Source organism: Vibrio qinghaiensis, from assembly GCF_002257545.1.
In the GTDB taxonomy this organism is placed as follows: domain Bacteria; phylum Pseudomonadota; class Gammaproteobacteria; order Enterobacterales; family Vibrionaceae; genus Vibrio; species Vibrio ordalii.
Genome location: NZ_CP022741.1, coordinates 1,381,422 through 1,407,107, shown reverse-complemented (window position 1 = coordinate 1,407,107; position 25,686 = coordinate 1,381,422). Strand labels below are relative to the sequence as shown.

26 protein-coding genes and 1 pseudogene are annotated in these 25,686 nt (G+C 42.2%); 6 read left to right on the top strand and 21 right to left on the bottom strand.

Translation table 11 applies throughout. From position 1 onward, the window contains the following. The first annotated feature begins 204 nt into the window (after positions 1–204). The 3 genes from CCZ37_RS06465 to CCZ37_RS06455 are packed head-to-tail and all read left to right on the top strand — an operon-like array spanning position 205 to position 2,460. Positions 205–996: a DUF2189 domain-containing protein gene (locus tag CCZ37_RS06465; RefSeq protein WP_010320263.1), complete on the top strand. Its 792-nt coding sequence runs from the start codon at positions 205–207 to the stop codon at positions 994–996. Next, positions 989–1,795: a glucosaminidase domain-containing protein gene (locus CCZ37_RS06460; protein WP_094500063.1), complete on the top strand. Its 807-nt coding sequence runs from the start codon at positions 989–991 to the stop codon at positions 1,793–1,795. Before CCZ37_RS06465 ends, CCZ37_RS06460 begins: the two co-directional genes overlap by 8 nt. Positions 1,796–1,797: 2 nt before the next feature. Further along, positions 1,798–2,460: a DUF2987 domain-containing protein gene (locus CCZ37_RS06455; protein WP_094500062.1), complete on the top strand. Its 663-nt coding sequence runs from the start codon at positions 1,798–1,800 to the stop codon at positions 2,458–2,460. A 55-nt stretch (positions 2,461–2,515) separates the two neighbouring features. Here CCZ37_RS06455 and ttcA read toward each other — a convergent pair whose 3' ends face one another. The 11 genes from ttcA to ccoN form a co-directional block, all read right to left on the bottom strand. Further along, the gene (ttcA, locus tag CCZ37_RS06450) at positions 2,516–3,448 is read right to left on the bottom strand and encodes a tRNA 2-thiocytidine(32) synthetase TtcA (RefSeq protein WP_017042881.1); all 933 of its coding nucleotides are present in this window, start codon (positions 3,446–3,448) and stop codon (positions 2,516–2,518) included. A gap of 140 nt (positions 3,449–3,588) precedes the next feature. Further along, positions 3,589–4,536 (bottom strand): universal stress protein UspE, encoded by a 948-nt coding sequence (gene uspE / locus CCZ37_RS06445; protein ID WP_010320259.1) that lies wholly within the window; start codon positions 4,534–4,536, stop codon positions 3,589–3,591. Positions 4,537–4,663: 127 nt separating this feature from the next. Further along, entirely contained in the window at positions 4,664–5,416 is a 753-nt protein-coding gene (locus tag CCZ37_RS06440) for an FNR family transcription factor (RefSeq protein WP_010320258.1), read from the bottom strand. A gap of 88 nt (positions 5,417–5,504) precedes the next feature. Continuing rightward, entirely contained in the window at positions 5,505–6,185 is a 681-nt protein-coding gene (locus CCZ37_RS06435; protein WP_094500061.1) for a sulfite exporter TauE/SafE family protein, read from the bottom strand. Further along, a complete protein-coding gene (ccoS, locus tag CCZ37_RS06430) occupies positions 6,182–6,352 on the bottom strand; it encodes a cbb3-type cytochrome oxidase assembly protein CcoS (RefSeq protein ID WP_010320256.1) in 171 nt (56 codons plus the stop codon). The genes CCZ37_RS06435 and ccoS overlap by 4 nt, the downstream gene beginning before the upstream one ends. After that, positions 6,353–8,725, bottom strand: coding sequence for a heavy metal translocating P-type ATPase (locus CCZ37_RS06425; protein ID WP_010320255.1), 2,373 nt, complete (start codon positions 8,723–8,725; stop codon positions 6,353–6,355). A gap of 3 nt (positions 8,726–8,728) precedes the next feature. Then, positions 8,729–9,208: a FixH family protein gene (locus CCZ37_RS06420; RefSeq protein WP_010320254.1), complete on the bottom strand. Its 480-nt coding sequence runs from the start codon at positions 9,206–9,208 to the stop codon at positions 8,729–8,731. A gap of 86 nt (positions 9,209–9,294) precedes the next feature. After that, positions 9,295–10,272, bottom strand: a complete 978-nt coding sequence (gene ccoP, locus CCZ37_RS06415) for a cytochrome-c oxidase, cbb3-type subunit III (protein WP_010320253.1) — start codon at positions 10,270–10,272, stop codon at positions 9,295–9,297. Continuing rightward, complete coding sequence (locus CCZ37_RS06410) at positions 10,269–10,445, bottom strand: CcoQ/FixQ family Cbb3-type cytochrome c oxidase assembly chaperone (protein ID WP_010320252.1); 177 nt, start codon at positions 10,443–10,445, stop codon at positions 10,269–10,271. Before CCZ37_RS06410 ends, ccoP begins: the two co-directional genes overlap by 4 nt. A gap of 9 nt (positions 10,446–10,454) precedes the next feature. Next, on the bottom strand, positions 10,455–11,075 hold the full coding sequence (gene ccoO / locus CCZ37_RS06405) for a cytochrome-c oxidase, cbb3-type subunit II (RefSeq protein ID WP_010320251.1): 621 nt from the start codon (positions 11,073–11,075) through the stop codon (positions 10,455–10,457). A gap of 13 nt (positions 11,076–11,088) precedes the next feature. After that, the gene (gene ccoN / locus CCZ37_RS06400; RefSeq protein WP_010320250.1) at positions 11,089–12,516 is read right to left on the bottom strand and encodes a cytochrome-c oxidase, cbb3-type subunit I; all 1,428 of its coding nucleotides are present in this window, start codon (positions 12,514–12,516) and stop codon (positions 11,089–11,091) included. Positions 12,517–12,773: 257 nt separating this feature from the next. Between ccoN and CCZ37_RS19310 the strand changes: the two are divergent. Continuing rightward, positions 12,774–12,968, top strand: a pseudogene (locus tag CCZ37_RS19310) (hypothetical protein); the annotation flags it as partial. A gap of 175 nt (positions 12,969–13,143) precedes the next feature. Here the strand turns inward: CCZ37_RS19310 and CCZ37_RS06390 are convergent. The 3 genes from CCZ37_RS06390 to matP all read right to left on the bottom strand — a co-directional run bounded on the left by CCZ37_RS06390 (position 13,144) and on the right by matP (position 14,389). After that, a complete protein-coding gene (locus CCZ37_RS06390) occupies positions 13,144–13,479 on the bottom strand; it encodes a hypothetical protein (RefSeq protein WP_094500059.1) in 336 nt (111 codons plus the stop codon). Positions 13,480–13,607: 128 nt separating this feature from the next. Next, a complete protein-coding gene (locus tag CCZ37_RS06385; protein WP_010320549.1) occupies positions 13,608–13,925 on the bottom strand; it encodes a DUF3634 family protein in 318 nt (105 codons plus the stop codon). A 14-nt stretch (positions 13,926–13,939) separates the two neighbouring features. Next, positions 13,940–14,389, bottom strand: coding sequence for a macrodomain Ter protein MatP (gene matP / locus CCZ37_RS06380; protein ID WP_094500058.1), 450 nt, complete (start codon positions 14,387–14,389; stop codon positions 13,940–13,942). Between the two features lie 164 nt (positions 14,390–14,553). Here matP and CCZ37_RS06375 point away from each other — a divergent pair, with 164 nt between their 5' ends. After that, on the top strand, positions 14,554–16,197 hold the full coding sequence (locus CCZ37_RS06375; RefSeq protein ID WP_094500057.1) for a S16 family serine protease: 1,644 nt from the start codon (positions 14,554–14,556) through the stop codon (positions 16,195–16,197). A 71-nt stretch (positions 16,198–16,268) separates the two neighbouring features. After that, positions 16,269–16,787, top strand: coding sequence for a bifunctional 3-hydroxydecanoyl-ACP dehydratase/trans-2-decenoyl-ACP isomerase (gene fabA, locus CCZ37_RS06370; protein ID WP_010320552.1), 519 nt, complete (start codon positions 16,269–16,271; stop codon positions 16,785–16,787). 136 nt (positions 16,788–16,923) lie between these two features. Here the strand turns inward: fabA and rmf are convergent, their stop codons facing one another. From rmf to pyrD, 7 genes are all read right to left on the bottom strand, one after another. Continuing rightward, positions 16,924–17,097: a ribosome modulation factor gene (gene rmf / locus CCZ37_RS06365; RefSeq protein WP_010320553.1), complete on the bottom strand. Its 174-nt coding sequence runs from the start codon at positions 17,095–17,097 to the stop codon at positions 16,924–16,926. 169 nt (positions 17,098–17,266) lie between these two features. Then, positions 17,267–19,162, bottom strand: coding sequence for a DUF3466 family protein (locus CCZ37_RS06360; protein ID WP_094500056.1), 1,896 nt, complete (start codon positions 19,160–19,162; stop codon positions 17,267–17,269). Between the two features lie 9 nt (positions 19,163–19,171). Next, positions 19,172–21,088 carry an ABC transporter ATP-binding protein gene (locus CCZ37_RS06355; RefSeq protein ID WP_094127630.1) on the bottom strand — a complete coding sequence of 639 codons (1,917 nt, stop codon included), beginning with the start codon at positions 21,086–21,088 and terminating at the stop codon, positions 19,172–19,174. Continuing rightward, on the bottom strand, positions 21,066–21,314 hold the full coding sequence (locus tag CCZ37_RS06350) for a glutaredoxin family protein (RefSeq protein WP_033197480.1): 249 nt from the start codon (positions 21,312–21,314) through the stop codon (positions 21,066–21,068). Before CCZ37_RS06350 ends, CCZ37_RS06355 begins: the two co-directional genes overlap by 23 nt. 3 nt (positions 21,315–21,317) lie before the next feature. Then, positions 21,318–23,447, bottom strand: coding sequence for a bifunctional 23S rRNA (guanine(2069)-N(7))-methyltransferase RlmK/23S rRNA (guanine(2445)-N(2))-methyltransferase RlmL (gene rlmKL, locus CCZ37_RS06345; protein WP_094500055.1), 2,130 nt, complete (start codon positions 23,445–23,447; stop codon positions 21,318–21,320). A gap of 476 nt (positions 23,448–23,923) precedes the next feature. Next, the gene (locus CCZ37_RS06340) at positions 23,924–24,466 is read right to left on the bottom strand and encodes a cell division protein ZapC (protein ID WP_010320557.1); all 543 of its coding nucleotides are present in this window, start codon (positions 24,464–24,466) and stop codon (positions 23,924–23,926) included. 189 nt (positions 24,467–24,655) lie between these two features. Continuing rightward, positions 24,656–25,666, bottom strand: coding sequence for a quinone-dependent dihydroorotate dehydrogenase (gene pyrD / locus CCZ37_RS06335; protein WP_010320558.1), 1,011 nt, complete (start codon positions 25,664–25,666; stop codon positions 24,656–24,658). Positions 25,667–25,686: the final 20 nt, after the last annotated feature.

Genomic DNA, 25,686 nt, shown 5'->3' with positions numbered 1-25,686 from the left:
TTTGTAGGTAGCAGTAAAGATTGATTACCATACAGAACTAACTAACTGTTCAATGCTTTCAAGTGGTTAATTATCAACCAAACACATAATAATGCAAGATCAGTTTAGGCTTCTGATTTTGGACTAGAGTGTATTGCAGTATAATGACAATAACTTTGTGACCCAAATACAGGCAACGTGCTTTTCCGTTGCCTAGGACATTTTATGAATAATGATATTGAAAAAGATTTCAATTTAGGCGGTAGTGTAGAGCATGCGCTCAAAGGAGATTACGAGCTAAAAGTCAACGCCGTGCTCAAAGAGGCATGGGAATGTACGATCAAGCAATTTATCTCCTTTTCTCCTTCCATCGTGATTCTTTTATTTGTGCAGCTCGCGATCTTCTATATTGCTTTAAAATTGCAACTGGGTGATCCATCACTAATCTTGGATGCGTTAAAAACACCAGAAGCTTTTACAGGCAATATTGTACAAGCTATTTTTGTGGCTAATTTTAGCTATGAGGTCGTTAGTGCACCTATTTATGCTGGCGTGAGCTTAATGGCGATGAGTCATGTCGCTGGGTTAAGAACGCAGCCAAGACATATAGGTAAGGGGTTACAGTTTACCATCCCAGTGATTTTAGCAACGCTATTCAGCTTATTACTGCAAGGTGTAGCAGGAATGATTTTCCCATTGCTATCAATGTATTTGAGTATTGCGTTTAGCCAATCCATCTTATTGATCTGCGAAAAACGGGTTCCACCCATGCAATCACTGCTGTTATCCTTACGCGCAGTCAATAAAAAAATCGTTCCTATTACTGTGATTTATTCCGTGATAATGCTGATGTTCGTTGCCGCCGCGCTCTTTTATGGGATAGGTTTCATTTTTGTATTACCTTTCTTCTTCCATGCTAAAGGGATTATTTATCGCAATATGTTCGGCATCAAACTAAAGATCATAGCGACTAATCAATCCGACAATAATCCAAACTCTCAGGTGTTCAATGCGTAAAATAATCTTACTTACCGCCATCTCGCTCGTGGTGGTGAGTTGCAGCGTTTACTACGTCAAGCAAACCTCAATTGAGACGACGGTTAAAAGCGACATTCCATCTTTACAAGGAGCAAGTGTCATTGGCAAAGCACCTGACTTCTCAGCCATCGCTGATGTTCGAGAGAAAAAGCGTGCTTTTTTTTCTTTCTTGAAACCAGGTATCGCTTGGGAAAATAGACGTATTTTTCAAGAGCGTGAGATATTAGAGAGGATTGCACTGCATCATCTAAGCAACCAGATAGCTAAAAGTGACTATAGTGAGGCGCAAAAACTCTCTAAGCTATACGAAGTTTCGATTCCTGTAGAGGGCATAACTAGCGCATGGTTAGAAAACATGCTGCATCGAGTTGACGTTTTACCCGAAGCGTTAGTCTTGACCCAGGCAGCAAATGAATCGGCTTGGGGAACCTCTCGCTTTGCAACTGAAGGAAACAACTATTTGGGTCAATGGTGTTACAGTGTAGGGTGTGGGTTGGTGCCTTTGCAACGAGTGGAAGGTATGACTCACGAAGTGGCCAGTTTTGGTTCTGTTCAAGAGTCAATCCACGGTTACTTCATGAATGTGAACCGCAACTCCGCTTATCATGATTTACGAGAGATTCGTTTTCGATTAAGAAAAAATAATGCCGATTTATTGAGTGCCGACAGTGCCATGGAGATGACCAATGGCTTACTGAAATACTCAGAGCGCGGAGAAGCTTATGTGCAAGATCTTCAATCTATGATGCGTCACAACCAGCCTTTCTGGACAGAATAATAATGAAAAAAAGAACGCTTACCTTATTACTGACAACGCTATGCCTTGCTAACGTATTTCCCGTTAACGCTCAAGAGTATATGTTTACATACTCCAAGTTGTTTTCAGCAATGAAAAATAACGTGAAAGAAGAGTACCCCAATGTCAAAGTCGCTTATTATTTCCTTAATGCCAATACCAAACAGCTCTGCCCAATAGAGAAGGCTTGGATGGAAAAAGAGAAGCACTATGAAGCGTTGAAAGTCAGTAGCAACCACGAGCTACTACTTCCTTTAGACGATCATTTACGGCAAGCGAATCCGTTAGTGTTTGTCGATACTCCTGAAGATATGCGTTGTGACTTTTCGACTGTTGTTATGGCAAAAGAGCAGTTCAAAGGGGAAATATCTTACCAACAGGTCGCCATCTTATTACCCCAGATGCAAAAATTGCTGGAAGAGCTCGGCGGGATGTTTGCGAGTTGGTTCACACCCGATGTTTCTGGTGTCACACTCGAATTTACCAATAATTTGAATTCGGTCATTCAGTTGAGTAACGGCGAAACCATTAACATAGAAAATGGCAAAGCCCAAGTGGACCTCAGTCAACTGGGTGAAGGTGGATCGATGCAGTTGCCACAAGAAACGGTTCGCGTGTTACCTTATCTTCCCAAAGCGAAACATTAGATATGTTGGGCTAATATCAATAGGGCTGCATTCGCAGCCCTTACTCGTTTTATCATCAAAGATTGGTGACATCCAACTTCAACCTAGGATCAAACTCCATCACGCTATCCTCATCTTCGAGCGCTAGGATTGGCATCTCTTCTTTATCAAAACCAATGTCGCCGCCATTAATAACGCCTGAATCACGGTTAATCGACTTAAAGTCAAACAACTTGAAATCAGCCAAATGGCTAGGCACTACATTTTGCATTGCACTAAACATGGTCTCGATGCGCCCAGGGAACTGTTTATCCCAGCCATTTAGCATTTGCTTAATGTTTTGACGTTGCATGTTTGGCTGAGAGCCACATAGATTACATGGAATAATCGGATACTCTCGCATGTTCGCATATTTGATAATGTCTTTTTCACGACAGTAGGCGAGAGGGCGAATTACCACATGTTCACCGTTATCAGAGACAAGTTTAGGTGGCATTCCTTTGATCTTCCCACCATAAAACATATTCAAAAATAGCGTTTCTAGAATGTCGTCACGGTGATGGCCTAACGCAATTTTCGTCGCACCGAGTTCTTTGGCTGTACGGTACAAAATGCCGCGGCGTAAGCGTGAACAAAGAGAGCAGGTGGTTTTCCCTTCAGGAATCTTATCTTGAACAATAGAATACGTATCTTCTTCGACAATTTTATATTCAACGCCTAGCTGCTCTAAGTACTGCGGCAGAATGTGTTCAGGAAATCCGGGCTGTTTCTGATCAAGATTCACGGCAATAAGCTCAAAGCTAACAGGGGCACTTTTCTGAAGGCTCATTAGAATATCCAGCATGGTAAAGCTATCTTTACCGCCAGAAAGACATACCATAATACGGTCGCCATCTTCAATCATATTAAAGTCAGCAATGGCTTGACCCGTATTACGACGAATGCGCTTCTGAAGTTTATTGAAATTATATTGTTGAGCTTTGGTGCGCTCTTGAATTTGCTCAGTCATCAGTGTCTGGTCTTTAATCTTTAAACAAAATAAAGTGCGTATGATACGGATAAATAGCACAGATGCTAGATCTAACAATCAAGGAAGATAAAAAATCGCCCTGTCTATGACGAGGGCGATTAGGTGAACAATCTGGTTTGTTAAATAGAGGTTCTAGGATCTAAAGGGCTTACATAGCCATGAGGCTTTAATGCTAATACATCACAATTAATTTTATCGATGACTTGCTCTGCCGTGTTGCCAATAAATACTGCCGATAACCCCGTACGCCCTGTCGTACCAAGAATAACCATCGCCGCATTGAGCTTTTCAGCTGCTTGAGGAATGACGTCTTCAGGTAAGCCTTGTTCTACAAGTGTTTGCGATTCATCTATACCATGCTTTTGTCGCAATGCCTTCATTGCCATCAAGTGGTGACCACGAACAGCATCAGTGTAGGTCATTGGATCAAACTCGGGCAGCTCAATGGTAATATTTGCTGGCGTAATAGGGTATGAATTGACCAGATAAGGCGTCGCGTCTAAACGGGTGGTGAGGCTTATTAGTTGCTCAACCATGCAATCATTTAAATCAATATGAGCCGGATTTTCTGACCCCACATGTACCGAAGCGATTATATTCGCATTCTGTGGCCAATCTGAATTTTTAACCAACAGCACCGGGGTTGGGCATTTACGCAATAAGTGCCAATCTGTCGGTGTGAAAATAACGGATTCAAGGACATCATGCTTGCGCGTCCCTTTGATCAGAATGTCATGTTCTCCGTAAAAGATCTCAGCAATAATGGCTTCATAAGGGCGGTTATGCCACACCACTTTTACTTCAAATTCAATCGAACTATCAATATACGGCTCAGCTACTTTCCTCATCCATTGCTCGCGCTGATGGATAACACCACGCCGCATAGCATCACGTTCATCAACAGAGAGCATCGACGTCATGTCATAAGAAAAATCATAAATAGATAAAAAAAATGTAATGTGGCTAGAAGAAGTGCTTTGCTGTGCTAACTGTATGGCTCTGGCAAGGGCGGGTTGCTCATCGTGGTTGATGTCAGCTACCACCAGAATCTTGCTATAAATACTCATATCGACTCCTTAATTATGGAGGAGGGCGTTAGAGTTACTTTAGCTCATAACCAGTGAGATTTTTAGAAAAAAAGAGAGTTTTTAACAGAAGTATGACGTAGCTCATTTAAGAGCTACCTCATTGAAGTTACTTAGTTTCTTTAGATACGCCTGCCAGTTCCATCAGTTGGTCATGGTCAAGGATTGTGATGTATTTGCCTTTGACACTGAGGATTTCAGACTTCTGAAAACGGCCGAGTAGACGACTGATCGTTTCAACAGTGAGGCCAAGGTAGTTACCGATATCACCACGAGTCATTGTCAGACGAAACTCTCTAGGGCTAAAGCCACGCTGAGAGAAACGAGTCGACAAGTTATAAAGAAAAGCCGCTAATCTTTCCTCCGCATTCTTTTTAGATAGCAGAAGAATCATCTCTTGGTCGCCCTTAATTTCATTACTCATCAAACGCATAATTTGCTGACGTAACTTAGGCATTTTACCCGAAAGATCATCAAGAATTTCATAGGGTATTTCGCATACCATTGATGTTTCTAGAGCCTGAGCAAAGCTAGGATGAGAATCATCAGTGATCGCGTCAAAACCAACTAAATCACCCGCTAGATGAAACGCTGTAATTTGTTCATCACCTTGCTCAGTAATCGTATAACTTTTAATTGTACCTGAGCGAATAGCGTAGAGAGACTTAAGGTCGTCACCAGCTTTAAATAGCTCTTGGCCCTTTTGGATAGGTTTTTTACGCTCAATAATTTGATCAAGTTGATCAAGTTCAGATTCATTGAGAGTAAAAGGAATACAAAGCTGGCTAATGCTGCAGTCTTGACAGTGAATTGCACAACCACCAGATTGAATGCGCTTTGCCGCTGGCTTATCAGAAATCATAACAACCTTTCACTTTTTGATGTACATCAATATTTTAGCATCCATTACCCCTAAAGGATAGTGAAAAAAGGTGCCATAAATCAGACAACTACCATGTAGATGACAAAATACTCACTGCTCCATAAGCCGTGTATAGACCATAGAGTATGATAAAAATCGCAGCAAAATGACGAAATAGCAATGATTGTTGAATGTTCTTCAAACGGGTCGCGCCATAACCAACGAGAAGCATCGCAGGCAAGGTTCCCAAACCAAAAGAGGCCATAACAAGTGCCCCAGACAGCGCACTACCGGACACAACGGACCAGGTCAACACAGAGTAAACTAGCCCGCAAGGTAACCATCCCCAAATAAACCCAAAAGGGAGAGCGAACCATGTTTTCTTAAGCGGGAGCAATGATTGCCCAAAAGGCGAAATAAAACTCCAGATTTTGTGCCCAATTTTCTCAAGCTTTAATAGACCAAACCACCAACGCCCAACATACAATCCAAGTACAATCATTAGGCCTGCCGCAATGAGCCGCAACCAAATCAACGCATGATTAAGTGTAGAAAATTCGGATAGCGAGGCGGCGAGGCCTCCTAATAAACCGCCAAACAGCATATAGCTGGCAATACGCCCAAGGTTGTAAAAAACAAGCACTATTGGGAGCCGATCACTGCGTTTTTCACCTAAGGTCAAAAGAGAAGCAATTCCGCCACACATCCCCATACAGTGGCCAGCCCCAAGTAAACCGATAAAGAAGGCGCCAATCCAATCTGCGGTCATTTGTCCTCTTCTTTTGATGAGGTAAGTTCATCTTCATCAAACAAAATATTATGTCCTTGGCGTTCTAAATCTTCAAACTGTTCACTCTTTACTGCCCATAAAAAGATAACGATAGCGATTGTAACCAAAATGATGGCAATGGGGATCAATATATAAAGACTTTCCATCTACTTGCCCCTATTTTTGAGTAATCGAAGAGAATTAGATACCACGATAATCGAACTCGCCGACATACCCACAACAGCAATGTAAGGAGCAACCAGCCCCGCAACGGCGAGTGGCAAAACAATAATATTGTATCCAAGTGACCACGCTAAATTTTCCCGAATGATTTTACGAGCTTTTAACGCTAAGCTTCTGGCTTCCAATAATCTATCGAGTCTATCTCCAAGTAAAACCATATCAGCAGATGCTTTTGCGACATCGGTTCCACCGCCCATGGCTACTGATAAGTGCGCACCTGCAAGCGTTGGCGCATCATTAATACCATCGCCAATCATCATGGTGATATCATCATGTGGTAACGACTTTAAGTAACTCAGTTTATCTTCTGGTTTGGCATTCGATACGACAATATCGATATCCATTTCAGCGGCCACACTTTGGGCATTGACTTGAGAATCCCCCGTTAATAGCGTGATTTTAATGCCTTCCTGATGAAAACGATCGATAAATTGCTTCGCTTCACTACGGATAGGATCACGGTACGTGAAGGTTGCCACGTGGTGCCCTTTGAGCGACATATAAATACGATTTTCTCGAGCGTCACTGTTATCGTTCAAAACAAATTCGGCGCTGCCAATACGAACATCGCCTCCTAAATAATGACCTTGAATACCAGACCCAATCATATTCTGCACATGCTCAACATGAAACTCGTCATTACGATATTGCGCAAACGCTCTGGCAATGGGGTGATTGGCATGATGCTCCAAAGCAGCCGCTAGCGCCAAACAATGGCTTTTATCCATATCACCATGCAACTCAACGTCACTAATTTCGATATCACCACGGGTCAACGTTCCCGTTTTATCAATAATCAAATGGTTAACTTTGCAAAGTGTTTCAAAAACATGGTTTTTTCTCAATAAAATACCAAAGTCACCCATTCGTGATGTGGCGCAGGTGATGGCTGTGGGGGTAGCAAGAGAAAGCGCGCACGGGCAGGTTGCCACCAAGACCGCTAACATGATCCAAAATGCATCTTCAGGTTTTGTCTGGTGCCAATAAAACCAAGTGGCTGCTGCAATAATCAAAATTACAGCTACAAAATATCTCGCGACAATATCTGCAATTTCTGCAATCTTAGGCTTAGACATTTGAGCTTCATCTTGCAGTTTAACGATATTGGAAATAACGGAATCTGCTTTAGATGCAGTAACTTCCAACTCGAAAGACTCATCGCCATTTAATGTGCCAGCAAAAACAGCATCACCGACTTTTTTGACAACTGGTACTGATTCACCGGTCAACATTGATTCATTAATATGAATACGCCCATTCAACACTCTACCATCAGCAGGGACATGCTCTCCAGGCAACACTCGAACTCGATCACCAAGAGCCAGCGTTTTTACAGGCACTTGACGGCCATCCAGCGTAGTTGCAATCGCAGGGATCAATTTCAGTAAATTGCCGCTAGCCGCAGCGGCTTTTCTGCGCGCTCGCATTTCCAAAAATCGTCCAACCAGTAAAAAAAAGGTGAACATTGAAATGGATTCAAAAAAGACTTCGCCTTGTTCAGTCACTGTCGCTATCAGACTAGCAACGTACGCAAAAATAAGAGCTATAGAAACAGGGACATCCATACCCAGTGTTCTAGCCCTAATGCTTCGCCAAGCATTGAGGTAGAAGGGAAGAGCAGAGTATAAAAGCACTGGGGTTGCAAAGATCAAGCTAACCCAACGAAAATAATTGCGAAACTCAGAATCAAGATCACCGAAGACCTCAAGATAGAGCGCCACAGCAAGCATCATCACTTGCATGGTGGCTAAACCTGCAATACCCAAGCGGTAAAGATATTGCTTCATTGATTGATGGTAGGCTGCCTCATGTGCGTCTGCTTCAAAAGGGGCAGCCTTATAACCTAATTTATGAATAGTCGAAAGTAATTCACTGAGTCGCGTTTGTGTCTTATCCCAACTGAGCAGAGCTCGGTTAGTAGTGGTATTGACCCTTATCGAAATCACTCCCTTTTTATGAGAGAGTTGTTTTTCAATTAACCAAGCACAAGCCGCACAGGAAACTCCTTCTACCGATAACGTCACTTCTGACGTTTCGTTGTCGTTACGAACAAACTCTGCTTGTACGTCGTCATTATCATAATGAATGAGTGCTTTGAGCTGCTCTGGTACAAGCTCCACTTTATCCGCAGTGCTCGTTCGGTATTGGTAATAAGAGACTAGGCCGCTATCTACAATGGTTTTAGCCACTGTTTCACAGCCAAGACAACACATATCTCTGCTTTCACCTAGAATATCGAGTTTATAATCTGTGTTGGCTGGTACATCTTCACCACAGTGGTAACACGCTTTGCACATAGTTTAATTCATTAATTGAGCAGAAGTTGGCATTGGAAACGTTACTCGACCTTGGATTAACCACTCCTCATTGTGAGGAGTGAGTTCGATGAACCAAGGGCCTTGTAACGGGGCAGGCAGGGTAATGCGATATATACCTTGTGCATCCGATGCGACAAGTTGTGTGAAATCACGGTCTGGCAGTGTCCGATGAGCAAACATCATTTGAATCGCAGGATAGTGCTCAAGCTCACCTTTATTAAATTTGAAGATAATATCATTACCTTCAGAATAGACTTCCGCGCTTAGCTTTAATGCTTTAGCTTGGTTAATCTTAGATAGATCAATATTAATGCCTTTGCCTTTTTTGTAGTAATCCTCTGTCACCAGTGACACTGAATTCTGAGAAAAGACGATAACCGTTGCAATCGTCCATATCACCACAGTTAACGGTAAGATGATCAGAAACCACGGCCAGAATTGTTTATACCAAGGAGTTACCATAAAAAAGTTCTCAACAGAAAAATAAATAAGGCTTATTAAAAAAAGAAGAAAGGCAGCTCTAACAAAGAGCTGCCTTTGTTGTGCAATTAGTTCTCTGTATTACTTAAGCTCCAAACGTAAGCTGCAACCAGTTGAACTTTATCTTCACCGAGAATGTCGTTCCAAGCAGGCATAACGCCAGAGCGACCATGCATTACGACATCCGTGACCTCAGCGCGTGAATCGCCAAATAGCCAGTCGTTGTCAGTAAGATCAGGTGCTCCAAACGCAGGATTACCTTTACCATCCGTACCATGACAAGCGGCGCAAACAACGAAGCGTGCTTTACCTGCTTCCGCTTCTCGAGCGTTCACAGAACGCCCAGAAAGGCTTAAGGTATAACTCACCACTTCCTTCACACCTTGCTCACCGAGGACATCTTTCCAAGCTGGCATTTGTCCAATACGACCATGGCGGATAGTGGTCACAATCGCTTCTGGTTCACCACCATATAACCAAGCATTATCGGTTAGATTTGGAAAACCTTTCTGACCACGAGCATCAGAACCATGGCACTGAGAGCAGTTTTGTAAGAATAAACGCTGACCAACCTTCAACGCATCAGAATCTGCTGCAATTTCAGGAATAGGGCGTAAATCAGAACCACCGCCAGTATAAGCTAAGCGTTTAAATGCTTCACCGAAGTAGGTATTTGCATCATCTAGCTCTTTTGCGTACTGTACTAACACTTTATTGTTTTGTGCGTTTGCAATCGAGGCTTTCGACTCATCAAGAGAGCGAATGGTTTGATCTGAACTTTGCCAACCAAGGACACCTTTAAAACTACCTAGCCCTGGATAGAGGGTCAGATAAATAGCGGCAAAAATAAACGTACTAATAAAAAGATAGGTCCACCATTTAGGCAGAGGATTGTTGAGCTCACGAATACCATCGTATTCATGGCCCATATCTGAGCCTTCTTCCACTCCCATTTTGTCTTTTAAACACCAAACGAGCAGAATCGCACAGCCAAGCAAAGTTCCCACCGTAATAATGATGACCCATAGACTCCAAAATGTCGTCATTGTTTAGTCACTCCTTGTTCCTTAGAGGATTTTGGCTGTTCATCGGCAAAAATGAGGTTAGCCGCTTCATCGAAACGAGCTTTACGGTTTTTACCATAGGCCCACCATACTACGCCTATAAAACAGACGAACAGCACTATGGTCCAAATACTGTGAATAGTACCGATATCCATAACTACCCCTTACTTCATTGCGTGACCAAGAGATTGAAGATAAGAAATGATTGCATCCATTTCAGTTTTTCCTTCCACATCTTTGGCTGCGTTCGTGATTTGTTCATCCGTATACGGTACACCGAATTGGTTACGGAAGAGCTCAAGTTTACTTTGGGTTAACTTGCCATCTAAAACGTTTTTCGCTAACCAAGGGAAACCGGGCATATTCGATTCTGGTACAAGTTCACGTGGATCAATAAGATGCACACGGTGCCATTCATCAGAATAACGACCACCCACACGAGCCAAATCAGGCCCAGTACGTTTTGACCCCCATAAAAATGGATGTTCCCATACACTCTCACCAGCAACAGAATAATGACCGTAGCGTTCTGTTTCAGAACGGAATGGACGAATCATCTGGCTATGGCAAACGTTACAACCTTCACGAATATAGATATCGCGACCTTCAAGTTGCAAAGCCGTGTATGGTTTCAAGTTTTCCACTGGCTCAGTTGTTTGCTTTTGAAAAATCAATGGCGTTATTTCCACCAAAGCTCCCCAGCTAATAGCGAAAATGATGAAAATAGCCAACAAACCCACATTACGCTCAATGATCCCATGGCGATTTTTAGAATTAGAACTCATTCTTTCAATCTCCTTATGCCGGTTGTGGGATAGCTTTCAAGCTATCATTAGGTGCGCTGATGGTTTTATACGTGTTGTAAGCCATTAGGAACATACCTGCTAAGAAGATAAATCCACCAATAAATCGAACAGTATAGAACGGGTAGGAGGCTTGAACTGACTCAACAAAACTGTAAGTTAATGTACCGTCTGAGTTAACAGCACGCCACATCAAGCCTTGCATTACACCTGAAATCCACATAGCAACAATGTAGAGCACCGTACCAATAGTCGCTAACCAGAAGTGAGCATTGATCAGACCAACAGAGTACATACGCTCTTGGTTAAATAGGCGAGGAATTAAATGGTACACCGAACCAATTGATACCATTGCAACCCAACCTAGAGCGCCTGAATGCACGTGACCAATGGTCCAGTCGGTGTAGTGTGACAGTGCGTTAACCGTCTTAATCGACATCATTGGTCCTTCAAACGTAGACATTCCGTAGAATGACAATGAAACGATTAGGAATCGTAAGATTGGATCATAGCGCAGTTTATGCCAAGCACCAGATAACGTCATTATCCCGTTGATCATTCCACCCCATGAAGGAGCGAACAACACTAACGACATCACCATACCAAGTGACTGAGTCCAGTCAGGCAGGGCAGTGTAGTGTAAATGGTGCGGACCAGCCCAAATGTAAAGAGAGATCAAAGCCCAAAAGTGAACAATCGATAAACGGTATGAATAAACAGGGCGTTCAGCTTGTTTCGGTACAAAGTAATACATCATACCAAGGAAACCAGCAGTAAGCAGAAAACCCACCGCATTGTGACCGTACCACCACTGAACCATAGCATCCACCGCCCCAGCATAAACTGAATAGGATTTACCCATAGAAACCGGGATGGCCATGCTATTTACAATATGAAGCACAGCAACAGTAAGGATAAAGGCTCCGAAGAACCAGTTTGCCACATAGATATGCGCCGTCTTACGTTTGACGAGTGTTCCAAAAAACACTATCGCATAAGATACCCATACAAGAGCAATGGCGATATCAATTGGCCATTCTAGTTCCGCGTATTCTTTACCTGAGGTATAACCCAAAGGTAAAGTTATTGCTGCAGATAAAATAATGGCTTGCCATCCCCAAAAAGTGAAGGGCACGAGAGGACCACCAAATAGACGAGTTTGACAAGTACGCTGAACAACATAATAAGATGTTGCAAAGAGTGCACTTGTACCAAACGCAAAAATAACCGCATTAGTATGCAGTGGACGTAAGCGACTGTACGTCAACCACGGCGTATCAAAGTTTAGCTGTGGCCAAACTAATTGAGCGGCAATCAAAACACCTACAGCCATACCAACAATACCCCAGAGAATAGTCACTAAGGTAAATTGCCGAACAACTGTATAGTTATAGTTTTGTTCAAGCTGCTTTTCTTGGCTCATTTGCATGCTTCCAATTTCTAATTAACTATACTTTACTTCCAACACGACACATGTCGTAATGCCCCCAAATCCACAATAGAAATACTGCTTTATCAGAACGTTACTATCTATTGCTGACTTTAAAAAAAAGTGGCATTTTCAACCGACAATTATACTGCAATTAACAATTCAATGACAGAGTAGTAACCTTACTGTTGTTCAGGATTTGGCCTTTTATTTCAAAACTTTGAAGTTTGTTACACGAGGAAGGAAGCATCATGGCTTCAGAAAAGCTTACAAAACACAGGCTTGCTCAAATATTAATCACATTGCTCATTCTTTTGGTCGCTTTTTTCTGGAGGACTTTTTCTTATCAAAACGTCGACATAACGAGCTGCACCGCAGCACCAAATTGTTCTGCAATTGTAAATGAACAGGAAACCATAGTGATTAAAAATGATACGAACTTAAACTTTTGTGATAATAACTAGAATGAAATCTTCGATTATCAGACTAGTTATTAGGTATTTTATGGTAAATCGTAGTTATGTTTAATGAACATCGACTCAGAAAGCAAAGGTACCTTTGCTGAACTATATTTAACATAATATACATAATGCGCACTACGGTTGTTGTCAGTCGAATAACTCATAACTCTGCTGCATTGATTTGTATCCGTATGTATTTCTCTGGCACTTTATATTTAAATTTTTTGCCTATCTTAATTTTAGATTTTGCTTTCGCGCAGATTTGGTAATCACCGTTTGTTCCAACGCCTATAATTTCGGCATAACTTTGAACATGCTTCATTTCGATCATCACGTCACAATATCCATCAAGCTTAGATCTATATTTTTTAAGAGCTTTCAGTGTTTGCTGTTTTATTGACTTCGCGACAGGATTACTTTCCGAATCGTCGGCATAGCCCTTTGAACAGAAAACCACTATCACTAACGAAATGATAACTACACAGATTTTTTTCATCGTCGAGAACCTTTACAGAGACTTCAATCATGATATCAGCGAGTTATAAATGGACGATGTGTAAAGTTAATCGTTTCGACGATGTTCGTTTTTTAATGAAAACAATCTGTAACTTAAGAATGGCAGACTCAATGTAACTTATTGGTTCGTTGCTCTTTTGTATTAAATCCCTGATGAGGAAACACATTACGAATACGCTGTTGAATTTTTTTAGGAACTTCTTTAGAAAAAACCAACTTAGCGCCCGTTCTTTGCTGGTAAACTTTTAGTTCGCCGCTAAAGCCTGTCTTTTCAGCAATCTCAATCACATTATGTTTAAAGCTTGGAGGGAAATGACCTTTAACTTGAACTGCGACACCATCTTTGAATTTAACTTTCAACGCAGGCCGATCAACAACGACTAACCAAAAGATAACTACCGCAGCAGCCAGAATGACATACAACATTTTTATCTCCTTTCTTATTCAGACAGTAATTTATTTAAATCTTCTTTTAAACTGGAGACGGTTCTACTCGCCTTTTCGCTACGAGATGCTTCACTTAACAGGTATTCAATCGCGTCAGACAAAGTGCAGCCAAGCTCATTGGCTCGATAAGATAATTTTTCCCATACACGGTAATCGAGATCGATAGATTTCTTTCTGGTATGTAGTTGCTCTGCATTAAAGTGGCGTTTGCGTTTGGCTCTAATTGCTTGCTTGAGTTTATTACTCAGTTCAAGTGACATGTGCTGATCAATCCACCCAAGAACCAGATTGGGTTCATGCTCTATTTTTTTTAACTGTTCAATTGCAGCTAGAGCTTCGCTTTTGTCTACATAACAAGTAATTGTTTCGCCATCTTTCCACTTATTAATTAAGTATTGCCACTTCCAACCCGATTCCAAATTTTCAAGCTGTTGATATTTCATAACGTAAAATCCATGCCAAGTTAGGGTGACAGCGTAACCCACCATCGTTCAGAGTTCAATTTCTGGATTCAAAAAAGCGAACAAGATCAAGCATAATAATGGAGCTGTTAGACATTGCTATTTTTCTATATAATCTGGCTTCTTTTAATAAACACTAGATTTCAATGACTCAAAATATTTGGCGTTCAGTCACACCTCAATATGATCAATTCCACTCGCAACTAGCTCAGTACCCTAGTCTATCTCCGGTAACATTACTCGACACACAGCCCAGACTAGCAAACGCTATTCAGCAGTTTGTTCAGTTGAAAGGTTTTACACGAGTGATGTTGATCAACGCGCCAGATAACTCAATCTATCGTCAATTAGTCAGTCAAAAACTTCAAGTAATAAAGCCAAACTCGCACGTTATTTGTACCGAGTCCCTCGATATGGGGACTATCTTTGGCCAATACCGCGCTGAAAATGGGCTTATCACCAGCGAAATTCCTGGTTTATTGGATAAAGCCAATGGTGGTTATCTTCTGATCTCCGCTAATATGCTGTTGGCTAATCCTAAAATGTGGCCATTATTAAAAGCGGCTGTATTAGGCGAAGATGTCAGCCCGATTAATTGTGATGCTAAATCACCACACCCCTCACCAATCTCTAAAAAATATGAGGTCAAACTGATCATTTTAGGTGATAGGAACCAGTTAGCCGATGTCGACTATTTGGATGCAGACGTCCGCTCAAGCTTTTGTTTCTACACCGAATTAGAGTTGGACCTGAAAATTGATGAACAATCGATATTGACCTATCTCGCTTATTTACGTTGGATATCTGAAGAATACCAACTCCCTACACTGACTGAAGATGCCATTCCTGCTCTTATGACCGCAGGTGCCCGTTTCACGGAAGATCAACATTACACACCGTTATGTGTAATATGGCACAGAACACTCATAGAAGAAGCGGCCTTAGAGTCAAATCAGTATCCGATTACTAAATCTCATATCGAAAGTGCCTTAGACAAACGCTATTATCGAGAGTCTTATCTGCAGCAACGAGCACTCGACGATATACTTGATGGACAAGTCATTATCGAAACTCAAGGCGAACAAGTCGGCCAAGTCAATGGATTAACGGTGATCGATGTTGCTGGTCATCCTCTTTCCTACGGTGAACCAGCTCGTATCTCATGCGTTGTGCACTTTGGTGACGGTGATATTACCGATGTCGAACGCAAAGCCGAGCTCGGTGGTAACTTGCATGCAAAAGGCATGATGATAATGCAAGCCTTTGTAAGCAGCTCAATGAACCTTGACGCACCGCTTCCCTATTCGGCCTCGGTTGTCTTCGAACAATCATACAGCGAAGTGGATGGCGACAGTGCATCACTAGCCGAGTTATGCTCTTTAGTAAGCGCTTTATCTGAACATCCCATTAACCAACAAATCGCTGTGACAGGTGCGGTTGATCAATTCGGGCGAGTCCAAGCTGTTGGCGGGCTAAACGAAAAAATTGAAGGCTTTTACCATGTGTGTAAACATCAGGGATTCACGGGTGGACAAGGCGTCATTCTACCAAGAACAAATCTAAAACATCTTGCGCTTCATAAAGATGTAGTCAATAGCATTAAAAATGATGAATTTCATATTTGGCCAGTCGCTACAGTTGATGAAGCCGTACCGATCCTTATGGGTGCGTCATTCAGAGGCGATGACGAAGAAAGCATCATTAATAAAATTGCTCAACGTATTGAAAACTTTGAAAGGCATGACCAATCACACAGTATTGCAGAGCGCATTAAAAACTGGTTTGTGTAGCACTGATCGGAGTTGTTTAGCGTACACGTGTTCCCTAATATGCACCCTATCAAAAATTGGAGTAACTGATAATGCAGAATAAACGAGATTCATATAATCGTGAAGACTTACTAGCCTCTAGCCAAGGTGAGCTTTTCGGGCCTGGCTACCCTCAATTGCCAGCGCCAAATATGTTGATGATGGACCGCATCACCAAAATGTCAGAAACCGAGGGCGAGTATGGTAAAGGCCTTATTCTTGCTGAGTTAGATATTACTCCTGATCTGTGGTTCTTTGATTGCCATTTCCCTGGCGATCCTGTAATGCCTGGCTGTTTAGGTTTAGATGCGATGTGGCAATTGGTTGGTTTCTTCCTTGGCTGGGTTGGTGGCAAAGGAAAAGGCCGGGCATTAGGTGTTGGTGAAGTCAAGTTCACAGGTCAGATCCTACCAACAGCAAAAAGAGTAACTTACGAAATCACGATGAAACGGGTTGTTAACCGTAAACTTGTGATGGGCCTAGCTGATGGTCGCGTTCTTGTCGATGGCAAAGAGATTTACGTTGCAAAGGACTTAAAAGTAGGTCTTTTCCAAGATACTTCTGCTTTTTAATGACGTTAAACTATTCACAAGCGACTCATAGAGTCGCTTTTTAGTGATCAAAATACTTAGTTATAGTGCCCTAGAGTGACTTAAATACTAAAAAGCCCCTTCCGGGGCTTAAATCCTTTTGCATGTATGTTGGAGTTTATTTGTAGAGACCAGCTTGTTTGTCATCTCTGGCATCGCGCCAACCACCTAGCCAATATGAACGAGCGTCCGTTTGTTGATAAGGGCAAGCCTCTACGGAACGTCCGTTTAAGCCAGCTTTATACCCATGAGACTGTGCTCTTTCAAGGCGATCACGCTTTTGTCTCTTCATCATAGTGTAGTCCTCATACAGTAACTTGTGTCTTACATACAACTATTAAATCTACATGGCATATCTGTTACACCACAATTAAGAATTGCTCAAAAATTCGACTTTCTCAAGTTACAAAAAAGGCGCAGATTCTAAATTGTGAACTTGCGCCATTCTTTACACTATTTAATTATTTTCTGCGGAACCCAAAGAGAGCAAGTAGTGTCAGAGTAATCCAGCCCATACTACCGCCTTTACGTTCAACGGGTGGAAGTTCCGTGCTGCGGACTTCAATATCGCTAGCCGCCGCGCCAGCAATCGGGATCAATTTAATCGCGACAACACTTTCACTTCCAGAAGTACAGTATGAGTTATGCGATAAGTCGTCATAGCCGCCAGTACATTTAAATGCACTTGCAGCAATCACTCCATCATCGTTGATATCTGATGCTTCAAAAATACGGAATTGGTTATTACTCTGTGAGTAAGTTCCGCCATTGGTTAGATCGTCTAACCACCAACCTTGGTTCTGGAACAATGCCATTCTTGCTGCATTACTACTAGAAGCATTAAAAGGGTAGATAAAACCACGATGACGACGTTGTTTACCTCCGTCTTCACGGCCTTTTTCAGCATCAATTTGACCGACAATTTCATTGAAATTGTTGATCGCTTTCGCTTCACCGCCAGCACCAGTAAAGAAAATGCCGCCAGAGAGATAACTAGCCATAGGCGTTCCATTATTGGCATCAGCCACAAAAATACGGTTTGCTGCTGCGCCGCTTTCAGGTTTGTCGCCTCTGCGTTTTGTTTCGCCGATCACGATTAAATTGTTATTAATATCTGTCGCTAATGAGTTGGAGTAAATCACATCTCCATCCACTTTTAGTTCTGTGCCAGTAATAACCTTACTAATCCACATATCATCAGCTGGTTGTGTATAAGCATCCTTGGGATAGAATACCGTTGCTTGCATTCTAAACACATTGTCATCGCGATAGGTATTAAAACCGGCCATAACCGGCTTGTTAGCGTATTTACCTGATGTAGGAGAAGCAATAGCAGCGCCTCTTACACTTGCTTGTGCCGAATAGCCACTGCGATTAGCGGTGACATCGCCAATCCAACCTGTTACGCGGTAACTCTTTATGTTGCTAGTATCTGTCACATCCCAAATATAGGCTTGAGTGGCAAAAGCAAAATTTTGACACTGACGAGTTAACTGTGGATCGAGACCATCATTCACACAAGAGTTAACATCACCGTTATAATCTTTATTGTCGTCATCGCTATTTCCAGTTAGGTAAGGGCTTACCGATGCACTGCCGACTACAAACTTATTTGGGCTATCACCAAATACATCATAGGCAAATGTTCGACCCATTTTTTCAACAATTTTATTGTTAGTATCGCTAACAATGGACGTATCTGTTGGTGGGTTTAATATTGTCTGACCATAAAAACCACGTTGACGGTAGCCTAGAGCGTAATTACTTCCAGACTGTGTGTAACCGCTGCTCGTAATACCAAAGGCAGCAGTGCCGTCTAACCCAGTTAAAACGGTATTCTGAGTATTTGCAATAGGACCAAAAGGCAATGCTACTTTCGATGAGCCTACAAAGGCTGCTGCATTTTGTAGATAACTGCCATTATCCCAAGCATCGCGTTCACGTTTTAAACCACCAGTTTCAACACCGTTATACTTAAAACCGTGCCACTGCTTATCGGCCCAGGCAGCACAAGTAGAATAACCTAATTCGTTAGAGCAATAGCTTTTGAGATCATCAATATCCTGGTAAACAAAACGATTATCCATTTTGAATGGCACTTCATCACGGTATGAAATACCATCAGAACCATTGAGCGTATCGCCACCGAGCGCAAAAGTATTACAGCTATTTCCGGCCGTAAAACATCCAAGAGGATTTGCTGAAAGGTTATCTTTTTGTATTGCCCTTCCATAATATTCATTAGCGACTACGTTACCGGGTGTCACCTCTACAATTTGGTAAAGTGCAGCATTAGCTTGAGTGGCAGCCAAAATACTGGCCGCAATTACGGTGATTTTAAATGTTTTACTACTCATTAATAATCTCTAACTTTCCTGTTGCATTGCTTCGAGCTCTTCCCAGCGCTCGAAAGCAATTTCAAGCTCCTGCTCTTTCGCAGTTAACTTATCTAAAACGGGCTGTGTTTTGTCTGCTGATTGCATGAAAAACTCAGGATCGTTCACTTGCTGTTGAAGCATTTCAATATCATTCTCAAGTTGCTCTAACATTGCGGGCAACTCATCCATTTCTCGCTGCAGTTTATAAGATAACTTTTTAGGTTTTGTCTTAATTGGCGCTGTTTTGAGAGTTTCCTCAACCACTTTTTCTTTATTGCTGACATTTTCAGCAACTCGTGACTGCAAAACTTGAGCTCTTTGTTGCTGAGCATCGTGATAGCCTCCAACAAATTCTTCAATTTTGCCATCGCCTTCAAAAATCCAACTCGTTGTTACAGTATTATCAACAAATTGACGATCGTGGCTGACAAGCAGCAATGTGCCTTGGTAATTGGCAAGCAAATCTTCTAAAAGTTCCAAAGTTTCGATATCTAAATCGTTGGTTGGTTCATCTAAAATCAATAAATTATTCGGTTTGAGGAAAATACGAGCAAGCAACAGTCTGTTTTTCTCACCACCAGATAGCGCTTTTACTGGCGTTCTCGCACGTTTAGGGGCAAACAAGAAATCTTGTAAATAGCTTAATGCGTGCCGTGGGCGCCCAGCCACCATCACTTCCTGTTTTCCGTCAGCTAAGTTGTCAATTACCGACTTCTCAGGATCGAGGATCTCACGGTACTGATCAAAATAAGCAACTTCAAGTTTGGTACCGCAATGTAATTTGCCACTCTGAGGTTGTAAATCACCCAACAGCAGTTTCAGCAGCGTACTTTTACCGCATCCGTTAGGGCCAATAAGTGCAATGCGATCACCACGCATGATATTGAAACTGAAGTTCGAGACAATGTTTTTGCCATCAATGCTATAGCTAATATCCTTCGCTTCGAAGACAATTTTTCCTGAACGCGCAGCGTCATCGATTTGCAAGTTTGCTTTGCCCTGTACCTCACGGCGATCATTACGCTCTTCTCTTAGCTTCTTGAGTGCTCTTACGCGCCCTTCGTTACGAGTACGACGCGCTTTGATGCCTTGGCGAATCCAAACTTCTTCTTGGGCCAATTTCTTATCAAACTCGGCATTTTGCATCTCTTCTACGCGCAAGGCTTCTTCCTTGGCGACAAGGTACTGATCATAATCACCAGGAAACGAGCTGAGTTTACCGCGGTCAAGATCAACAATGCGAGTCGCCATTGAGTGGATGAACGTCCGGTCATGCGATACAAAGATGATCGAGCCTCTAAAATCTTTCAAAAAGCCTTCGAGCCATTCGATAGTGGTTACATCAAGGTGGTTAGTCGGTTCATCAAGCAAAAGGACATCAGGATCACACACTAGTGCTCTTGCAAGAGCCGCTTTACGCTGCCATCCACCGGATAAATCCGTTAGTTTGGTGTGGCCATCCAGTTTCAAAGCCGCCAGAACATTTTGGATACGTTCTTCAAAACGCCATGCCCCTGTATGCTCTAGCTGCTCTTGAATGCGAGATAACTTATTGATATTACTTTCACTTGGATCGACAACGATGAGATCCAAAAGATCTTGATAGATCTTTAGATACTCACCAACTTCCGCTAATCCACCAGCAACATAATCAAAAACGGTGCCGGCTTCATCTCTAGGCGGATCTTGTTCTAATCGAGAAACAACAACATCTTGTTCTATCTGCATTTTCCCGTCGTCCATGATGATTTCTCTCGCAAGAACTTTCATCATAGTCGACTTGCCTGCACCGTTCCGGCCGACGAGACAAACTCGTTCATTTTCTTGCAATGCGAAATCTGCGTGATCGAGTAATGGGTGGTCACCAAATGCTAATTGACCGTTATGGATGGTAATTAATGCCATTATTTTCTAACCAATGAAGTAATGTTTGTTGGTCAAAGGGCCAGCTCAGTTCGGATTCTTGGTATTTAAGAACCGGAATAGTGACCCCGTAACGAGAGAAGAGCGCATCATCAAATGCAATATCAACAAGTTGTACTTGTTCAGCCATGTTTGCCTGCTGAACAAGCTGAAATGCCATCTCACAGAGATGGCATCCTTCAGTACTGTAAAGCGTGAACAACTTCATTCCCTATTCACTGCATGCATGGGAAATCGTCCAGCAGTTATGGATCTGTTTGTTACGTTCAAAATCCAGTGGTAATGTTTGTGCTGAAATATTTTGAGCAACTAAACCAAGCTCAGCTAGCGCTTCTAAATCCATTTTAAAATGTCGTTTATTGTTTGAAAACACAATCGTACCTTCTGGACGTAGGATACGTTTTAAATTTTCCATCAACTTAATATGATCGCGTTGCACATCAAATGTGTGTTCCATACGTTTGGAATTTGAGAATGTCGGCGGATCGATAAATATCAAATCAAATTGTTCTTTGGCCGTCTCTAACCATTGCACACAGTCGGCTTGTTCAAAGCGATGCTGGTGTCCAACTTGACCGTTGAGCTTTAAGTTGTCTTTAGCCCATTCTAAATAGGTTTTAGACATATCAACCGTCATGGTTGATTTTGCTCCACCGCAAGCGGCATGAACGGTTGCAGAGCCGGTGTAAGCAAATAGATTGAGGAAGTCTTTACCCTTTGCCATTTGCCCTAAGCGACGACGCGTCAATTTATGATCAAGGAATAAACCCGTATCGAGATAATCATGTAAATTGACAATCAGTTTAACGCCATACTCGTTCACTTCCATTGTCTCAGAAATTTGCCCTAATTTTTGATATTGAGAGCGTCCTTTCTGTTTTTCACGAACTTTGAGTACCACTTTATTTGCTTCTGTTCCGGTGACTTGAATCGCGGCACGAATGATATCTGTTAAACGGCGTTTCGCCTTTTCTTCTGGAATATCTTTAGGTGCGGCGTATTCTTGGATCACTAGGTGGTCGAGATAAACATCGATCGCAACATTGTATTCAGGCAAATCAGCATCATAAATACGATAGCAATCGAGTGATTCACGTTTCGCCCACTTACCAATTTTCGCAATATTTTTCTTTAAACGATTCGAAAAATCAGGAGCGATCACCGATTCTTGAGAAATAGACGCTCCCGGTTCTACCGTGCGCAATGAAATTGAGTAGTTCTTTTGGTGACAAGGTAACGCACCGTTATTTAACTTAAACTGCTTTTCAGCGCGCATACGCAAACAACTGAGTAATTCGTCAGAGCTTGAGAAAATCGACGCTTGGCAACCGCCAAATTCAGCCTTTAATTGACCACCAAATGCCGTATATAAAGCAATCAAACCAGGGTGTGTACCTAAACGTTCACCATAGGGTGGATTACAGATAACCACACCATCCTCAAACCCTTCAGGACGTTTGATCAGTGCCGCATCACCCAGCTGGAAGGTAATCAGTTCTTCAACCCCTGCGCGGCGAGCGTTATCTTTCGCGGTTTGCAGCACTCGTGCATCGTTATCAAAACCAAAGAACTTACAATCAACTTTTTTGACACCACGCCTTGCTTGAACATTGGCTTCTGATTTTATTTGCGCCCACAGTTCTGCATCAAAATCCTCTAAAGCTTCGAAACTCCACTTTGGACGCTTGAGACTAGGGGCCATACCAGCAGCCATCATGGCCGCCTCAATGAGCAAAGTACCAGAACCACACATTGGGTCGAGCAGTGGCCTCGTTTCACCCCATCCACTACGCAAAATAATAGCCGCTGCTAATGTTTCACGAAGTGGTGCTCGCCCCGCTTCGGTACGGTAACCGCGCTGATGTAAACCACCGCCCACCATATCAATCCCTAAAATGGCTTTATCTTTATGCAAGCGCACATGGACACGAAGATCTGCATGATCTTTATCGATCGAAGGGCGCGGTAAGTTCTTTTTGGTGAAACAGTCGACAACCGCATCCTTTACTTTCATCGCGCCGTACTGACTGTTACGGATTTCGTTATTAGTGCCGTTAAAGTCGACAACAAATTTTTTCGAACTATGAAAATGATTAACCCAGTTCACTGAACTTGCTGACAAGTAAAGATCCATATCATTTTGGCAGGTAAATTCAGAGAGGACGCGAACAAATCTTGATGCTAGACGGCTCCACAAACAACAGCGATAAATCTGCTCTTTCGACGCTTTAAATTTTACCCCGGCCTGCACGGGTTTTGCGTCCGTAATCCCTAATTTGGTTAGTTCTTCAACTAATAGGTTCTCAAGACCGTTTGAGGTAACCGCTAGATATTGATTCATACTGCTCTTTTACTGATAAAAATGACCACGCATTATACCTGACAATCCCACGCTTGAGTAAAACAAAGTGTCTCTTTCACCTTCTCAACCATTCAATTGCTTAACTACTCGCCAATTTTACAAATAGACAAGCTTCGAGCATTGCAAAAATATCTTACTAGATATAGCAAGGCCTACGGGATAAGTGAGTATTTATTCACGGTAAAATTGGACTATACCAGATTGTTTTTTACAGTGTAAATTAATTACAAATGAGCTAAAAATGGGAATATGTCGGCCATTTCTAGCGATGTAGACACTGTTTATAACGTCACTTTTGAAGAAAAAAACATCAGAATCCTGAACAAATCTCACATTTAAGATCGAATTCAGGCGGATAGGATTGAGTTGGGGAAAAGCTCTAGGCAAAAAAAATCGGCTATTAAGCCGATGGGAAATGAAACAAAGGAACGAAACGTTGTGCTATTAGGGAAAAGTTAACTCACAAGAGCAACGTGCTCTTCGAGCAAAATATGATTGGCGCAAGCCATACGGTCATGCATAACCTTAATGACCTGTCCGAATTCCAGCTGTTTGGAGCCATTTAGTATGAACGCATCCAAATCGACTAAGGCGCAAAGACTAGCACAGTCCCCTACCTCAAGTACGATGAAATAACCTTGGCTGTAGCCGTTGACCAACCGAACAATGTCACCTTCACTCGGTTCAAAACCGTAGCCTTGATGATCAAAAAACCAACTTTTAGGCTGGACAGGTTTATGAAAACGCTTAGCGGCAACACAATAGAGTGCTAATTCGGCTTGTCTTGGCTCACTTAAACCTAAATAGGCAATTTGCTCTTTGTAGGTTTGGAAGGCACTCGCATCATCGACTGAAAAATGATTCTCAGCAAAAGCACAATCGACGAGCAGATTACGGTAAAGATTGGTCTTAAAAACCATCTCATCACCAAGGTACAACATCAGACAGCTTTCGCTATCTGAATAATACCAACTCCATTTGTCACTTGGTTTAAGCATCGTTCCACTCTCTAATTTTAATGAATTATCAAACTATTTGGTAAAACGCTTAATTACCTTTGCCAGCTAGTGAATGTAATTTTAAGAACAGAAATATAAAAAAAAAGAGGAAATGAATAACTCATTCCCTCTTACTTCGACCCAGTCACTTTTTATTCTTCTGAGTCAATACCTTTAAATCGCACTTATTTACAGGTTCTTGACAATATCTCTCACTAAACCTGGGCCGTGATAAATGAATCCTGAATAGACTTGTACTAGTTTCGCGCCCGCCAACATTTTTTCTTTTGCAGCGATACAAGAATCAATACCACCCACTCCAATAATGGGCAGCTTATCACCCAACTCTTGATACAAGCACTTAATCACTTCAGTACTTCTTGATTGAACGGGACGGCCACTTAACCCACCCGCTTCATTCGAGAATTTCATACCTTCCACCAGCGACCGATCTAATGTGGTATTAGTCGCGATAACGCCATCAATATTATGCTTGAGTAACGATTGGCAAATTTGTTTAAGCTCGTCATGAGAAAGGTCGGGGGCGATCTTTAATGTTAGTGGAACGTATTTATTATGCAGCTTAGCCAATTCAGATTGCTTCGCTTTCAGTACGGCAAGCAAATCATCCAATGCCTCACCATATTGTAACGTCCGTAACCCAGGAGTGTTGGGGGATGAAATGTTCACCGCTATGTAACCAGCATAGGGATACACTTTCTCCATACAAATAAGATAGTCATCTGCCCCATTCTCAATCGGTGTATCTTTATTCTTTCCAATGTTGATACCGATAATGCCGTCATATTTGGCTTTCTTAACGTTCTCAACCAGGTTGTCGACACCTAAGTTGTTAAAGCCCATTCGATTGATAATGCCTTCCGCTTGGATCAAACGGAATAAACGCGGTTTATCGTTACCAGATTGAGGACGTGGAGTCACGGTACCAACTTCGACAAAACCAAACCCCATTGCACCAAAAGCTTCTATGCATTCCCCATTTTTATCTAGGCCAGCGGCCAAACCTACAGGGTTTTTAAAAGTTAAACCCATGCATTCGACTGGGCGATTGGGTAAGTGTTGACGATAGAAGAGATCAAGAGGAGTGCCTGTGAAACGTTTAAAGTTTTCAATGGCGAGATCATGTGCCTTTTCGGCATCAAGTTGAAAAAAGCCAGTCCTGGCTAAGCGGTAGAGCATTGTGCCTCCGAAATAAAAAG